At 57.5% G+C, this 14480-nt stretch carries 14 protein-coding genes; 9 read left to right on the top strand and 5 right to left on the bottom strand.

Annotated elements, in window-relative coordinates:
* Nucleotides 1-36: 36 nt before the first annotated feature.
* Complete coding sequence (locus IEX74_RS18270; protein WP_188815473.1) at nucleotides 37-1074, bottom strand: LLM class flavin-dependent oxidoreductase; 1038 nt, start codon at nucleotides 1072-1074, stop codon at nucleotides 37-39.
* 346 nt (nucleotides 1075-1420) lie between these two features.
* Between IEX74_RS18270 and IEX74_RS18275 the strand changes: the two genes are divergently transcribed.
* Nucleotides 1421-2185, top strand: coding sequence for a sulfite exporter TauE/SafE family protein (locus tag IEX74_RS18275; RefSeq protein WP_188815474.1), 765 nt, complete (start codon nucleotides 1421-1423; stop codon nucleotides 2183-2185).
* Nucleotides 2186-2440: 255 nt separating this feature from the next.
* On the opposite strand, the gene IEX74_RS18280 is transcribed toward IEX74_RS18275, so the two are convergent.
* Nucleotides 2441-2935, bottom strand: a complete 495-nt coding sequence (locus IEX74_RS18280; RefSeq protein ID WP_188815475.1) for a DUF4890 domain-containing protein — start codon at nucleotides 2933-2935, stop codon at nucleotides 2441-2443.
* 193 nt (nucleotides 2936-3128) lie between these two features.
* Here IEX74_RS18280 and IEX74_RS18285 point away from each other — a divergent pair, with 193 nt between their 5' ends.
* The 8 genes from IEX74_RS18285 (at nucleotide 3129) to IEX74_RS18320 (ending at nucleotide 8416) form a co-directional block, all read left to right on the top strand.
* Nucleotides 3129-4163, top strand: coding sequence for an SDR family NAD(P)-dependent oxidoreductase (locus tag IEX74_RS18285; protein ID WP_188815476.1), 1035 nt, complete (start codon nucleotides 3129-3131; stop codon nucleotides 4161-4163).
* 191 nt (nucleotides 4164-4354) lie between these two features.
* Nucleotides 4355-5095 (top strand): prolipoprotein diacylglyceryl transferase, encoded by a 741-nt coding sequence (locus IEX74_RS18290; RefSeq protein ID WP_188815477.1) that lies wholly within the window; start codon nucleotides 4355-4357, stop codon nucleotides 5093-5095.
* Nucleotides 5096-5138: 43 nt separating this feature from the next.
* Nucleotides 5139-5489, top strand: coding sequence for a hypothetical protein (locus tag IEX74_RS18295; RefSeq protein WP_188815478.1), 351 nt, complete (start codon nucleotides 5139-5141; stop codon nucleotides 5487-5489).
* Nucleotides 5490-5513: 24 nt separating this feature from the next.
* On the top strand, nucleotides 5514-6050 hold the full coding sequence (locus IEX74_RS18300) for a hypothetical protein (RefSeq protein WP_188815479.1): 537 nt from the start codon (nucleotides 5514-5516) through the stop codon (nucleotides 6048-6050).
* 60 nt (nucleotides 6051-6110) lie between these two features.
* Nucleotides 6111-7511, top strand: coding sequence for a radical SAM protein (locus tag IEX74_RS18305; RefSeq protein WP_188815480.1), 1401 nt, complete (start codon nucleotides 6111-6113; stop codon nucleotides 7509-7511).
* Nucleotides 7508-7786 carry a hypothetical protein gene (locus tag IEX74_RS18310; RefSeq protein WP_188815481.1) on the top strand — a complete coding sequence of 93 codons (279 nt, stop codon included), beginning with the start codon at nucleotides 7508-7510 and terminating at the stop codon, nucleotides 7784-7786. The genes IEX74_RS18305 and IEX74_RS18310 overlap by 4 nt, the downstream gene beginning before the upstream one ends.
* A 20-nt stretch (nucleotides 7787-7806) precedes the next feature.
* A complete protein-coding gene (locus tag IEX74_RS18315) occupies nucleotides 7807-8085 on the top strand; it encodes a hypothetical protein (RefSeq protein WP_188815482.1) in 279 nt (92 codons plus the stop codon).
* Nucleotides 8086-8149: 64 nt separating this feature from the next.
* Entirely contained in the window at nucleotides 8150-8416 is a 267-nt protein-coding gene (locus IEX74_RS18320; RefSeq protein ID WP_188815483.1) for a hypothetical protein, read from the top strand.
* Between the two features lie 41 nt (nucleotides 8417-8457).
* On the opposite strand, the gene mutM is transcribed toward IEX74_RS18320, so the two are convergent.
* From mutM to IEX74_RS18335, 3 genes are all read right to left on the bottom strand, one after another.
* Complete coding sequence (gene mutM, locus IEX74_RS18325; RefSeq protein ID WP_188815484.1) at nucleotides 8458-9291, bottom strand: DNA-formamidopyrimidine glycosylase; 834 nt, start codon at nucleotides 9289-9291, stop codon at nucleotides 8458-8460.
* A 308-nt stretch (nucleotides 9292-9599) separates the two neighbouring features.
* Entirely contained in the window at nucleotides 9600-10493 is an 894-nt protein-coding gene (locus IEX74_RS18330; protein ID WP_188815485.1) for a PhzF family phenazine biosynthesis protein, read from the bottom strand.
* 138 nt (nucleotides 10494-10631) lie between these two features.
* Nucleotides 10632-14324: a PKD domain-containing protein gene (locus tag IEX74_RS18335; protein ID WP_188815486.1), complete on the bottom strand. Its 3693-nt coding sequence runs from the start codon at nucleotides 14322-14324 to the stop codon at nucleotides 10632-10634.
* Nucleotides 14325-14480: the final 156 nt, after the last annotated feature.

The following is a 14480-nucleotide window of genomic DNA, read 5'->3' on the forward strand; positions in this document are numbered from 1 at the left end:
CCGGGCGCTTCTAAATTGCTGACCCTAAGAGGTTTTCTACACCGAAACGGCCACTTGTGCCATCCGGGGCGTAAGCTCGAATACCTGGGCCAGCAGCTCATAGGAGCGGAGACGGTCGGCGAAATCGTGGGTGATGGTAACAGCCATTACCTCATCAACGCCATAATCGGCGGCCAGTTTGGTGAGCTTGGCGTGCACCTGCTCGGGCGTGCCGCTCACCACGCGCTGGCGCTGGTAGGCGAGGCGGTCCAGCTCGGCGGCGGTGTAGCGGTAGTCTTTAATTTCGTCGTAAGGAGGAAAGCCAACCCGTTCACCGCGTTCCAGACGCATCATTTGCAGCACCAGGGTGTCTTCGAGTTGTTTGGCTTTTTCGGCCGTATCGGCGCAGAGCACAAAGATGGCGACGTTAGCCTGGGGCGTGCGCAACAACGGCGAAGCGCGAAACTTCTCCTTGTACATGCGCATCATCTGGGGGCCGCCGTTTGGGTTGATGAAGTGCGCAAATGAAAACGCCCAACCTAGGTACGCCGCAAACAGCCCGCTTTGCCCACTAGAGCTAAGCAGCCAGCGCTCCGGCACCGTATCAGTAATGGGCGCAGCCTGCACAAACGGACCTTCGCCGTGCTCGTCGGTAAGGTAGCGGTCGAGGTCTTGCAACTGATCGATAAAGTCGTTTTCGTCGAATTTATTGGCCGGGTTCAGGATGGACGCCGTGAGCCGGTCGCCGCCGGGCGCCCGGCCAATACCTAGGTCGATGCGGTTCGGGTAGAGCGTTTCCAGCATCCGGAAGTTTTCGGCTACCTTCAGGGCGCTGTAGTGGGGCAGCATCACGCCACCCGAACCCAGGCGCAGGTGCTCGGTTTCGGCGCCCAGCCGCGCCAACAGCACCTCCGGCGTAGTGCCCGCCAGCGAGCCCGCGTTGTGGTGCTCCGACACCCAATAGCGGGTGTAGCCCAAGCGGTCGGCAAGGTGGGCCAGCTCAATGGTATTCTGAATGGCCTGCCGCGCCGTAGTGCCTTGCGGTATAGGCGATTGATCTAAGACGCTAAGGCTGATTTGCTTCGTGGATTCCATGGTAATAGAGCGTTATACCTAGGTAAACAAGCAAGGAGGGCTAGGGTTCAACAGGCGCCGGTTTGGCCAGCAGTACGAGGGCAAAGTGGGGTAAAGGAAAATGATTATCTACGCAGAAGCTGCCGAAAGTTGCCCCTTTTTGCCTGAGCAGTAGCGCGAAAATCCGTTTCGCGACGAGCAGCGCGAGTTCTGCCACCTAGGTACTCGCTTTGCTCGTCGCGAAACGGATTTTCGCGCTACCGAACGGTGATTGTCTACAGACCTCAGGGTGTCGGACCGGCAGGCAGCGCGTTTACTTGGCCGCATTCGGGTTAAAACCCGCGGCAGCCCTACCTTCGCCGCTACTATGACCCTCACGCTTCTACTGCTCTGCTGTTTTGCCTTTCTGGCCGGTTTCATCGACTCTATTGTGGGCGGCGGCGGCCTGATTCAGACGCCTGCCATGCTGCTGCTGTTGCCGGCCGTGCCCGTGCCAACGGTGCTTGGAACGGGCAAAGTGTCCTCTATTTCCGGCACGGCTATGGCCTTGCAGCGCTTCGCCGGCAAGGTGCCGATTCGCTGGCGCTCAGTGGGCGTAGCGGCCGTGGTAGCCGGCGTGATGTCGTTTGTGGGCGCGCGGGTGGTCACGCTGCTACCCTCGGAGCTGCTGCGGCCGCTGGTGCTGGGGCTGCTGGTGGTTATTGCCATCTACACCTTCTGGCGCAAAGATTTCGGCGCTATTCACGCACCCCGCCTCGACGACCGCCGGGAGGTACTGTTTGGCATCGGCATTGGCCTAATTATCGGGTTCTACGATGGTTTTTTCGGCCCCGGCACGGGCAGCTTCCTGCTGTTTGCCTTCGTGGGCCTTTTCGGCTACGATTTCCTGAGCGCGTCGGCTTCATCGAAAGTCGTAAACGTGGCTACTAACCTCACCAGCCTGGCCTACTTCGCCTATACTGGCCACATTATCTGGCACATCGCCCTGCCGATGGCGGCGTGCAACGTGACAGGCTCCGTGCTAGGCACCCGCGTGGCGCTGAAACGCGGCGTGGGGTTTGTGCGGGTGCTGTTCCTGGTGGTAGTCTGCGGAATAATCGTGCGCCTGGCCTGGGACACGTTTTTCAAGTAAGTAAAAACGTCTGTCATCCTGAGCGGCGCGCAGCAGAGCGAAGGACCTCCCTCTCTTACACGCAAAACCATTTTAAACGCCCTAAACCTTAGATAAGCCCAAGTCTCTAAAGCTAGGTTTGGTACCATACCAAAGAGGGCTGTAGGCGTATTAGTTGAGTTTTGGGCATTTAAAAGGCTTTTCGCTAATCATAGGGAGGTCCTTCACTCCGCGTTGCTGCGTTCAGGACGACAAGCGGTTTTTGTTACTTTTAACCTACTCTTCGCCCCGGCTAGCAGGCAGACCCGGCGCCGCGTTGCCCTGCGCACCGCGGGTGCTGGGCACGCCCATTTTCTGCTCGCGCTTCTGCTGGTAACGGTTGAACTGCTCCGGCGTGAGGACGTCCTTCAGTGCCGCGACGCGCGAGGCACCGATGTCCTGCGCCATGCGGTTTAGGTTGGGTAAGTCGGCTTTGTAGCGGTTGCTGGCGGTTTCCATGTTGCGCACGCTAGTTAGGTTGATCTGGCGTACCTTTTCCACCTGCTGCGGCGTGAGCGCCAGGCCCTGGCGCATGTTTTCGGTGAGAGCGTTGGCACGTTCCTCAATCCGGGCTGAGCTAGGTGCCGGCGTCGCGCTGGCCGTCGGCAGCGTGGTTTTTGTTTTTTCGGAAGGACCGTTGGCAGGTTTAACTTTGGTCTTAATGGTTGTCTGCGCCTGTCCGGCCACGGCAGCAGCCAGCACAAACGACAAGGCAAGGAGGGAAGTCTTCATTAGATAAAAAGCAGCAAAAGAGGAAGTCAGGCTGAAAAACGGCGAAAGTCAGGGGAAAAACGGAGCAATTTGCCGCCAAAAGTAACAGCGTTTCGTCGCTAACGTTCCCAAATAGCACTTTCATACGCTGTCGTGCCAAAATCTGTGATGGCCGAAGCGCAACCTTTCCGCCCCGGTTTCCTTACAAGTTGGTATGAAGCGAGAAAACCGAACTAACTGGCTCGTGGCTGCTGCGGCCGGAGCTGTCTTTGCCGCCGCCACCGTGTGGCGCAACCGCCGTGGCTCCTACGACCTCGACGGCCGGGTGGTACTCATCACGGGCGGCTCGCGGGGGCTAGGTCTGGTGCTGGCCCGACAAGCCGTGTCCGAAGGCGCGAAAGTAGCCATCTGTGCCCGCGACGCCGAGGAGCTGGAGCGCGCCCGTCAGGAACTGGCGGCTGATGGCGCCGAAGTAATTGCCCTTTCCCGCGACCTCACCGATGCCGACGCGGTGCGCACCATGGTGGCGGAAGTCCAGCAAAAGCTAGGTCCTATTGATGTGCTGGTCAACAACGCCGGCATCATCACCGCCGGCCCGCTCGACAACACTGAGCTGCGCGACTACGAAGACTCGATGGATACGCACTTCTGGGCACCGCTGCACGCCATGCAGGCCGTGCTACCCTCCATGCGCCGCCGCGGCGAAGGCCGGATTGTGAATATTGCTTCCTTGGGTGGCAAAGTGGCTATTCCTCACTTGGCTCCTTACAGCGCGAGTAAGTTTGCGCTGGTGGGCTTGTCGGAAGGTTTTCGGGCGGAGCTGTCGCAGCACGGTATTGTTGTCACCACGGTTTGCCCTGGCTTGCTGCGCACGGGCAGCGCCCGCCACGCCATCGTGAAAGGCCAGCATAAAAAGGAGTACAGCTGGTTTACCATCGCCGATTCGATGCCGTTCTGGACGCTCAGCGCCGAAACGGCCGCCCGCCAGATCTGGAACGCCTGCCGCCGCGGCGACGGCGAAATCATCCTGAGCGTACCGGCCAAGGTGCTGGCCGCCTTCCACGGCCTCATGCCCGGCGCCGCTACCGACATCCTAGGTTGGGTAAACCGCAGCCTGCCCGGCCCCAGCGAACGAGGCAACGAACGCCGCCACGGCTACGAAAGCGAAACGCCCCTCACCCAGTCATGGCTTACCACGCTCACCCGCAAAGCTGAGAAGCAGAACAACGAGCTGAGCAGCAATCGGTAGGTAGAAAGGACAAGGCTATAGGAACGTCATGCTGAGCTTGCCGAAGCATCTCTACCGCCAAAGTAAATCTGATTACTACAGCAGTAGAGATGCTTCGGCAAGCTCAGCATGACGTTCTTTATATCGGTTGCATTTATATAGTTGCGCTTTCAATACCTTGGGCAGATAAACGCTTATCTGCCATTTCCTCCGTGACGTTTCCCGTTCAACTGGCACTTGGGCCGTTGATCTTGCCGGTGCATTTACTTTGCGAGGTGCTGGCGTACTCGCTCGGCTACCGCCTCTACAATCGCCTGCGTAATCCTGCCCAGGACCGCATCAGCACCGAACACCGGCTTTGGATATTCGTGGGCGCGGCGGCAGGGGCGCTGTTTGGCTCACGTATCCTAGGTTTGCTCGAACACCCTGATTTACTGCTGCATCCGCCAGGCGGCTTTACGTATTATCTCACCAATAAAACTATTGTCGGTGGTTTGCTGGGCGGCCTGATCGGGGTGGAGCTAACCAAGAAATACCTAGGTGTCACGGCATCCTCCGGCGACCTGATGGTGTACCCGTTGCTGCTCGGCATGGGGCTGGGTCGCGTCGGGTGCTTTCTCAGCGGCCTCGAAGATGGCACCTACGGCACGGCCACCACGCTGCCCTGGGGCCTCGACTTCGGCGACGGAATACGCCGCCACCCCACTAATCTCTACGAAATCCTGTTTTTGCTCGCCCTCGGCCTAGGTTTGTGGCTCCTGGAGCGCCGCCGACCGCTCGCTGATGGTATCCGGTTTCGGCTGTTTCTGGCTTCGTACCTGTTGTTTCGGCTACTGGTGGAGTTCCTGAAGCCTACGCCACCGCTACCGGGGCTAGGTCTCACGGCCATTCAGTGGGCGTGCGTGGCGGGGCTGGGGTATTATGCGTGGCTGTTTGGGCGGGAAACCCTGTAGGAATTATACCAAATTATCTAGTATAGAAGTAGCTTGCGAAATAATGAGCCGCTTTAAGAAAATGTACATGACTTGTTGGACAAGAGAAATAATCAGAAGTAAACTACAAGAATGGCAAGCTGATAAGTTAAGTAGTAGCCAAATATGCGAGTGGGCACAGAGTGAATGGTGGCCACTACAAGATGATTATGACGATATTGAAAAGAAAGATAGCTCTTGGGAATCAGTTTGCAGAGATGTATTATGGATGCTCGAAGACATGAAGGCATACTGTCTCTTCAAAGAAGATATCCCCGCACTTTTATCTTATTTAGATACGCAGGTAGGAGGATATTTTGATGGCAAGAATAAGTTTGATGCTTATATGACTAAGTCCAAGTGGTCTGTAAAATAAAATACATCTTTTTGTATTATAGTTATGGGGTTCGGTTTTAATTTATTTGTTGCTTTTATATTATTTCCTCTTACTGTAATATGTGGCTTGATATGGCTATTTACAAGAAAAAAGGTGTTTTTGCAGTTTATTGGTGTTATCTGGGTGTTGATAGTGTCGTTGATTGTCTTTGTTATGATAACTAAGGTCTTATTTGGTAATAGAAACATTGAACGTGATGATCTTTATGGAGAGTATATAATTGATAGAAGTAAGTTCCCCGGTAGACAAGCAGATTGGCAATACAATCATTTTCGGTTTCAAATTACTAGGGATGATAAATTTTACTTTTACTTAATGGAAGAGGGTAAAGTAGTCAAGGTGTACACAGGTGCCGTTAGCTTTCTAGAAGATTACGTAAGGCCTAGGCTCGTTTTACAAATTAATACACCAACATATCATATAATAGAAGACAATCCAACGCTTTACTACACAGGTTCTTCTTTTTATTATGTCTTTAATTCTCCGAAATTCGGCAACGTGTTTTTTGTAAAGGGAGACTGGAAGCCTATAGATGAATAGCTAGAGCAGCTTATAGTGACTTTCTCAACTTCAATTGCTTTCTCCATTAGCTATAGTCACATGCCCGAACGCCCCTATACCTACTACGACTTTACTCTAAGTCTCTGCCCGCACTGCCTGCGGCGCGTGGAAGCCAAGATTGTATTTGAAGACGGCGGCGTGTACATGCTCAAGCGCTGCCCTACGCACGGCCGGCAGAAGGTGCTCATTGCCACTGATGTGGAGTACTACAAGAGCATCCGCAACTACGTAAAGCCCAACGAAACGCCGCGCCGCTTCAACACCGCTACGCACTACGGCTGCCCTTACGACTGCGGCCTCTGCACCGATCACGAGCAGCACAGTTGCCTTACCGTCATTGAGATAACCGACCGCTGCAACCTGACCTGCCCCACCTGCTACGCCGAATCGAGTCCAACGCACGGGCGGCACCGCACGCTGGAAGAGGTGGAAGCCATGGTGGATGTGCTGGTGGCGAACGAAGGCGAGCCCGACGTCGTGCAGATTTCCGGTGGCGAGCCGACGCTGCATCCGCAGTTCTGGGAAATCCTGGACATGTGCAAGCGTAAGCCCATTAAGCACCTGATGGTGAACACAAACGGCGTGCGCCTGGCCAAAGACGAAGCCTTCGTGGCGCGGCTAGCCACCTACGTGCCGGCCTTTGAGGTGTATTTGCAGTTCGATTCGTTCCGCAAGGAAGTGCTCGAAACCATGCGCGGCCGCGACCTGCGCGAGGTGCGCCTGCAAGCCCTGGAGCACCTGAACAAGTACAACCTGAGCACCACGCTCGTCGTGACGTTGCAGAAAGGCCTCAATCACGACGAAATTGGCGAAATCATCGACTTTGCCCTGAAGCAGCGGTGCGTGCGCGGCGTCACGTTTCAGCCCACGCAAGCCGCCGGTCGCCTCGACCACTTCAACCCCGAAACCGACCGGTTCTCGCTCACCGAAGTACGGCAGGAAATTCTGCGCCAAAGTCCGCTGTTCACCGCCGCCGACCTGCTGCCCGTGCCCTGCAACCCCGACGCGCTGGTGATGGGCTACGCCCTAAAGCTAGGTGGCGAAGTGTTCCCGCTCACGCGCTACATTCAGCCCGCCGAGCTGCTCCAAAATTCTGGCAATACCATTGTGTATGAGCACGATCCGCGCCTGCGCAACCACTTGCTGCGCCTGTTCAGCACCGCCAATACGGTGGATACCGTCACGCCCGAGCTGAACCAGCTGCTCTGCTGCCTGCCGATGGTGCAAGCGCCTAACCTGCGCTATGAAAACCTGTTCCGTGTCATCATCCTGCAATTCATGGATGCCTGGAACTTCGACGTGCGCGCCGTGAAAAAGTCGTGCGTGCACATCGTGAGCAAAGATCTGAAAATCATCCCGTTCGAGACGATGAACATCTTCTACCGGGATGCGGAGAAGGTAACCAGGTTACAGGAATTGCGCGATATTCCGATGCTATGATGGAGCCTGCCAAACCAAAAAGCCACTTCGGCCGCGTGCTGCTGATTAACCTAGGTTTAGTGTTGCTGCTGCACCTGGGTCGCACGCTGCTAGCGCCCGAATCAGGAATCTACGGCGCCTTGTTCTTCCTGGCTATCGTCGATTTTATGTTATTTTTAATTGCTTTGATAAGCAGGAGAGGCGAAACCGGCCTTGCGCTTCTACTTTCAACGTTGCTGGTATTTATGATTGGCTTTAGCGATTGTGGCACTCATTTTCACCTGGATGTGCGTTAATTAACCTAGGTTTTTTTGCTATGGCTGAGCCAACACCCAACAACCACATTTTGCGCAACAATCTGTTAGGCGTGCTGATAGGGGCGGTGCTGGCGGGTTCACTAGCCCACGTTACCGAAGGCGGAATAGCTTTCGTATTTGCCCTCGCGTATGGCCTTCAGGTCCTAGTAAATCTGATCCTAGGTTTTGCGCACCTAAAGAAAGGCGCTGCGCCCTATTTCCTGAGCGCATTGCTGGTGCTGCTCATCGGCTTTGGCGCGTGCTCGGCGATGGTGATGATGACGTTGAGAATTCATTAAAGTAATAAAAGCCCAGCTCTCGAAATCCGGCCGAGCAGAACCTACACAATAATCTAATAGTGTTTTGGAATCCTTTACCAAACGTGTACTTGTCTTCAACCTACTGATTCTCATAGGTACCGCAGCTTTTCTGCGCCTGATCATGCGAGGTAGTGAGGCTAGCCTGGGCTTTGTGATTTCAATGGCGTTTGCAATTTTACTACTGGTGTTTCTAAACCTAATTGGTGCAGCATTCAGTAAAGGCCACAGCAAAGATTTTATGTTAGGTGCACTGCTGGTATTGTTAATAGGCTTTGGTACATGCTTCGGTGTTTCTGCTACATATCGTTAGCTAGCAGATTGTTGCACTGTACTGTTCTAGTCACTGGTTGTCTAGTTGCGCTCTTCCGCTGGTGCGGGCTGGCAAACCGGGCAGAAATACGTCGCGCGGCCGCCCACGTACTCCTTCTCAATCTCGACCTTAGGGTGGCGCGGGCAATACTTGTGCTGGTCGGTGCCGGGCGTGGCGGAGGTGTCCCACTCACGGGCGTGGATGAGAAAGGAAGCGGGGAAGTGCCGGTAGGTAGCCTCGTGGCGGATGGCGGTGGTGAGCACCAGCTGAATGGCCCCGCGTAAATCCTCGAACTCTTGCTCCGTCAAGGTGTTAGCGCGACGCTCGGGGTGAATTTTGGCCTGGAACAGCACTTCATCCACAATCCAGTTGCCGAGGCCGGCCGTGATGCCCTGGTCGAGCAACAGCGGCTTAATCAACTGCTTCTTCGCACCGAGCACCTTCTGCAAGTGCGCCGTCGTGACGTCGAGGGCATCCGGACCTAGCTTTTTGGCTTTCTGATATTGCGCTACACTGTCGGTCAGGCGGATGCGGCCGAACTTGCGCGGGTCGATGAAGGCGATGCGCAGGCCATCGGCCAGGTGCAGGGCCACGCGGGTGAAGCGCGGCGCGTCGTGGTCGTCGCGGTAGGCGCCTACGTCGCCGGTCATGCCGAAATGCAAGGCCAGGGCCGTGCCGTCGGAAAGCTCCAGAAAGCAGTTTTTGCCCAGGCGGCGAGTGGCGATGACGTGCTGACCAACAAGGCGTTGGCGCAGTGTGTCTTCATCCACGGCTAATACGTGGGCATCGTGCACCTCAACGGCCGTGATGGGTTGGTGCAGCACCAGCTCATTCAGAAAGCGGCGGTAAGTTTCGACTTCGGGTAGTTCGGGCAAAGGAAAAGCTAGGTTTGAAAGATGGTCCTTGGTAACACCATTTTGGCGCCTGAAGTTGCTTTAGTAGCTCAGCTGTTGTGCGAGTGGAAGCCGCCAGCTAAGAGCGTATCCGGAAGTTCAGAGCGCTGCCAGAACGTCATTCCGAGCTATGCGAGGAATCTCGCGTGCTGAGGTGGTGGTAATTTCCGAACAATTGGAGCTAGCATGGCACGCGAGGTTCCTCCTCTCGTCGGAATGACGTTCTGGCAAATCGTGTAGCCATCACCAGAGGCAAGTCGCTCAACGATACGCGAAGCACAAGCTTCGCGCTACAGCGCCAGGGTTCCTTCCATTACCACCACGGCCGGCCCGCCGATTTGCACCGCGTCGATGTTGTCGCGGCTTCCCCTGATAATGACCTGCACGGTGCCGGGGCGGCCCATCCAGTGGCCTTGCTCGGCAACAAACTGCGGGTGCTCCAGATAGCCGTAGTGCCACAGGTAAGCGGCCATACCTCCTGTAGCTGAGCCCGTTACGGGGTCTTCGGAAATGTCGGGCGGCGTGCCGAAGTGGCGGGCGAAGGTGTGGCCGGCTTCCGTTGCGCCACCCAGGCAGAACAGGTGAGGGCTGAAAAAGTCGCTGCCAGCACGGTAGCTACCCAGGCCGGCGGCATCGGCGACGTGGGCGCGGCGGAGGGCGTCGTGGTCGCGCAACAGAATCATAAGCTGGGGCGTGCCGGTGCTCACGGTTTGCACGACGGCGCCGGGCAGCACGTCGTCGGGGGAGAGACCAAACAGGGGTAGCACCACGGCCGGGTCGTGGATGGCCCCTAATACCGGCCGCCGCTGCGTCATCCAGATTTGCGGCAGCTGCCCGGCTTCCGACGTGCTTACCTCTACCTGGATAGGTCCTTCCAGCAGCTCCAGCTGCAACGTGGTGCGGGCGCCCGTGAGCGGCAGGCGGCCCGTGTGTACCAGGGCCGCCACGGTGGCAATAGTTGGGTGCCCGGCCAGCGGAATCTCCTCGGCGGGCGTGAAGTAGCGCACGCCAAACTCGGCCACCGCTGAGCGCCGCACAAAGGCCGTTTCCGACTGGTTGAATTCGCGGGCTAGGCGCTGCATCAGCTCGGGCGTGAGGTCGTCGGCGTCGAGCACCACCGCGCAGGGGTTGCCACCAAGGGCCGTTTCGGTGAAGGCATCGACGAGGAGAAAAGGGTGAGGCATTGGGGCTAGGTTGGAAAGCCAGGAGGAAGGAAAACAGCCAGCGTTAAGAAGCTAGACAGGCAGCAAAAGCCAACAAAAAAGCCGGCCTCTCGGTTTGAGAAGCCGGCTTTTAAAAGCACTTAGAAAGCTAGGTTGTGCTTAGTTTACCACCACGCGGCGGGAGAAGAGCTGTCCATCGGCGGTGCGGCAGAGCAGCACGTAGATGCCGGCGGCCCGTACGCTGCTGAGCGTATAGGTGGTAGCGGCTGCGCCATTCAGCTCGACTTGCGCCTGCCAGCACTGGCGACCTAGCCCATCCACCAGTTGCACGGAAGCCGCGCCTTTCACGGCAGGCAGCTGCAAGGTGAGCTGGGCGCCGCCCTGTACCGGGTTGGGGTACACTTGCAGCGCCGTCGATTCTGCGGTGTTTTTCGTCGCCAACACGATGTTATCCAGGCGCACATTGCTCAGGTACAAGTCGTTGCCATATTGGTTGAACCCAACAAAGCGCAGGTAAACTGACTGATTGGCATAAGCCGAAAGGTCCGCGTTTTCCTGGCGCCACTGGCTGGCGGCCGTCGGCACAAACTTGGTTTCCTGCGCGGGGGTAGTGCCCAGGCCCGTTGCCGATGATTTCAGATAAACCCGGCCCAAACGGGTAGTGGAGCAAGCCGCGTACACATACACCGCCAACGAGTCGTTGTAGGTGTTGTCGATGGGCGAGTACGCTACGTCGAAGTGCAGGCCCGCGCCCGGCTGCGAACCTAGGTTGAAGGTCTGCGTTTGCAGGGAGTCTTTCTGGCCGGTGGCGGCATAGTCGTAGAAGGGCATGAACACGGCCCCGCCTTTACTGCCGTCTTTCAGCGTGATGTCCGAGGCGGCCGTCCAGGTCAGGCTGTTGTCGGGGTTGAGCACCGTCCAGGAGCTGGGAATACCGGCGGCAAAGTTCTCCGCGAACGGTATGGCCGTGGGCGCCTGCACCCGCACCGTCATGGTTTTGGTGCTGATGCCATTGGTGCTCGTGGTCGTGAGCGTGACGGTGTAAGTGCCAGCGGTAGCGTACGTTACCGTCGGGTTGAGGGCCGCGCTGGTAGCCGGCGTGCCGCCCTGGAAGGTCCACTGATAGCTAACCGGGCACTGTTCGGAAGTGTTCGTGAATGTAATGGAATTGCCGGGACAGATGGGCGTCTGGCGGAAGGTGAAATTCGCCACGGGCGGCGCCGACGAAATCGTAATGACGTTCGGGATGGTGCGGGTAGCGATGCCGTTGGCGTTCGTTACTTGCAGCGTCACGGCGTAGGAGCCCGCCGCGGGGTAAGTCACGATGGGGTTAGCCAAGGTGCTCGTGGAAGGCGTGCCGCCGGGGAAGGTCCACTGGTAGCTGGTTGCGCCAAACAAGGAAGCATCCTGGAACTGCACCGCGGTGCCGGGGCAAACCGGGGCGTTCGAAATAGAGGCGGTAAACAGCGGCACCGGCACAGCGGTATCCGTTGGGCCGCTCACCAGAATATCGTCGAAAGCCCGGCCGCCGCTGCGCGCAGGCGTGTAGGGGTCTACCTGGCCGCTGCCGGCGCGCTGGAAGCGGATGCGGGTATCAGCAGTCAGCGTCAGGCCTTGGGCCAGTGCAAACTGCGTCAAGTTCACGCTCACCGTCTGGTAGTTAGTCGTGGCCGCCGTGCCGGTCAGGTCCGCGAGGCGGTACCAGGTGGTGCCGTCTACGCTCAACGCTACGCCATCGGTGGCGCTGGTGGTCGTGAAGGTGGTCGGCATCACTTGATCCGTCTCGCCCACGAATCTTTTGTGTCGGAAAGTCAGGACCGCGCCGCCGGTGGGAGCCGAAGCTAGGTTCACGTGCAGCGTCGCTTCCGAAGTGCCAGTGGTGTAGTAAGGCAGAATGTTATCGAGCACCAACTGGCCAGGGGCCGAGGCGGGGTTGTAGTCGGAGCGCGTGAGGGTGCGGGAGGCACCACGGCCGCCTACTTCCCAGGCCTGACCTAGGGTCAGCGCATCGAAGGAGTCGAACAGCGGCAGAGCCGCCGCGACTGGATTACCGAAAATTGCCCGGTACGCGTTGATCAGACCAACCCCGGTCAGCTCATCGAAGCCGGCCGTGTTGATGTCGAGCGCCGTGGCTTTTAGCTGGTTGATGAGCTGCGTATTCGTATAGCTAGGTTTGGCCTGCCAGATAAGTGCTGCCACAGCTGCCGCGTTAGGAGCCGCCGCCGAAGTGCCCGCGAACAGGAAGCCATCCTTGGGGTCGGGCGTAGCGGAGCCGAAGAACGTCGTGCTGGTGTTGTCAACGGCTGTGAATTCTGGCTTGGGCCGCAGGCTAGGCGTGGGAAGCGGCACGCCCGTTGGGCTGAACAGGATAGTCGGCGAGCCTTTCGAGGTGAACGACTCGGGCGTGAGGCGATTATAAGAAGGTGCCGCCCCGACAGCCGCTGCGCTCAGGGCCGCCGCGTGACCCGTAATGGTACCACTGTGGGTCCAATATTCGGTAGGCGCCGCCGAGTTGCCATTGTTGAAAATGATATACTTGATGCGCGCCGGATCGGCCGTGTTGGCCCGGCGCCGAATCACTAGATCAAAAGCTGTGTTGTTGCCGGTGTTGTTGTAGTAAACGTATTCCGAGGGCGTCTGATTGGTGAGGTTAGAATCGGTGCTGCGGGCTACCGTGTCGCCAGTAGTTGTCAGCAGGTACGCATCCAGGTCGGTTTTAACTCCGCTGGTCGTGTAAAATGGGTCGCTCCATTGCAGGATCAGACGAAATGGAACGCCGCGCGGAATGCTGAAGCGCTGGCGGGTATCGGTGGTGCCCGTCGGGTTGAAGTTCAGCTCCGCGGCACTGTTGGTCGCTGGCGTAAAAACCGGCGAAACGTACTCGGAGGCATAATCGGCATTGTTGCCGGCCGAGGAGAAATAGGCTACGCCCTGCGCCGTAACCTCTTCCACGGCCTGCGCCACCACGCCATCCTGGAAGAACGGCTCCTCAAAGTAGCTGATATCGTCCACCAGAATTTTGCAGTTGCCGATGCTAGGGTTAGCCAGCTTGCGAATGATGTCGGCGAAGTCACCTTCCGTTTCGTAGGCCGTGCCAAAAGCCAGACCCGCGCCCGGCGCAATGTCGTGCACCAACTCCAGCATCCCGCGGCCCTCGTCGGTGCCGTTCGGAATATCCTTGATAACCTGGAGGTTGGCGGGTAAGTCGCCGGAAGCCACGCCCGCGGTTGCGCCGCCGAGAGAGTTGTAGGAGTCGCTCATCACGCCGATGCGCATACCCGTGCCGTCGTAGCCGGTGGGCATGGCACTACGCACCCGGTTGGCTTCCAGAATGTAGTCGGCCTGGTTCTGCACCCGCCCAACGTGGTTCATGGGGCGTGCTACCGCACGCACGCCGAGCAGCCCTTTGGAAGATAAGGCACTGATGCCCGCCTTGCCAGGAGCCAGCTGGCTCAGCGGCAAACGGCCCTCAATAAAGTGCAGCTTGCTTTGGTCGGAAACCACCTCGAAGCCCCGCGCCACCAGCAACGGGCGCAACGCCGCCACATCCTCGGCCGTGATGCGCACCATCACGGTTTGCTTCGAGTCGTTGATACCTAGGTCCGAAAAGCTGCTCTGCATCGACACAGAACCCCCGCGGGCGGCGCTGCTCTGCCACTGCTGGTAGAGCTGCTGGAGCGAGCCCCCGATACGCGAATTTGGGTCCGGCCGCTTCAGCTCAAGGTCGGGAGCTACTGCTACTGCCTTGGCTCGACTGGTCGGGGAGAGGTTCCCTTTCGTGGAGCTACCGGACTGCGCCCAAAGCGGTCCGGAGAGCAGTGTCAGCATGAATACTGTAGTTAGTTTTCTCATAAAATATGATAGTGAAAGCAAGAATCAGGGGTAAATTATGACATTAAAATTTAATTAAAAATGGGTTTGTTAATAATATCCCTAATTTGTGATAAATGGTTTTCTACCTGCTCGTCACCGGCCAGAAAACCGTTGGAACCTAGGTTGTTGGCAAAC

Source organism: Hymenobacter cavernae, assembly GCF_014641455.1.
Lineage (GTDB): Bacteria > Bacteroidota > Bacteroidia > Cytophagales > Hymenobacteraceae > Hymenobacter > Hymenobacter cavernae.

What these genes read in the sequence shown, in the direction of transcription:
- IEX74_RS18270 (WP_188815473.1), bottom strand. Translation starts at nt 1,074, where the DNA reads ATGGAATCCACGAAGCAAATCAGCCTTAGCGTCTTAGATCAATCGCCT.
- IEX74_RS18275 (WP_188815474.1), top strand. Translation starts at nt 1,421, where the DNA reads ATGACCCTCACGCTTCTACTGCTCTGCTGTTTTGCCTTTCTGGCCGGT.
- IEX74_RS18280 (WP_188815475.1), bottom strand. Translation starts at nt 2,935, where the DNA reads ATGAAGACTTCCCTCCTTGCCTTGTCGTTTGTGCTGGCTGCTGCCGTG.
- IEX74_RS18285 (WP_188815476.1), top strand. Translation starts at nt 3,129, where the DNA reads ATGAAGCGAGAAAACCGAACTAACTGGCTCGTGGCTGCTGCGGCCGGA.
- IEX74_RS18295 (WP_188815478.1), top strand. Translation starts at nt 5,139, where the DNA reads ATGAGCCGCTTTAAGAAAATGTACATGACTTGTTGGACAAGAGAAATA.
- IEX74_RS18300 (WP_188815479.1), top strand. Translation starts at nt 5,514, where the DNA reads ATGGGGTTCGGTTTTAATTTATTTGTTGCTTTTATATTATTTCCTCTT.
- IEX74_RS18305 (WP_188815480.1), top strand. Translation starts at nt 6,111, where the DNA reads ATGCCCGAACGCCCCTATACCTACTACGACTTTACTCTAAGTCTCTGC.
- IEX74_RS18310 (WP_188815481.1), top strand. Translation starts at nt 7,508, where the DNA reads ATGATGGAGCCTGCCAAACCAAAAAGCCACTTCGGCCGCGTGCTGCTG.
- IEX74_RS18315 (WP_188815482.1), top strand. Translation starts at nt 7,807, where the DNA reads ATGGCTGAGCCAACACCCAACAACCACATTTTGCGCAACAATCTGTTA.
- IEX74_RS18330 (WP_188815485.1), bottom strand. Translation starts at nt 10,493, where the DNA reads ATGCCTCACCCTTTTCTCCTCGTCGATGCCTTCACCGAAACGGCCCTT.
- IEX74_RS18335 (WP_188815486.1), bottom strand. Translation starts at nt 14,324, where the DNA reads ATGAGAAAACTAACTACAGTATTCATGCTGACACTGCTCTCCGGACCG.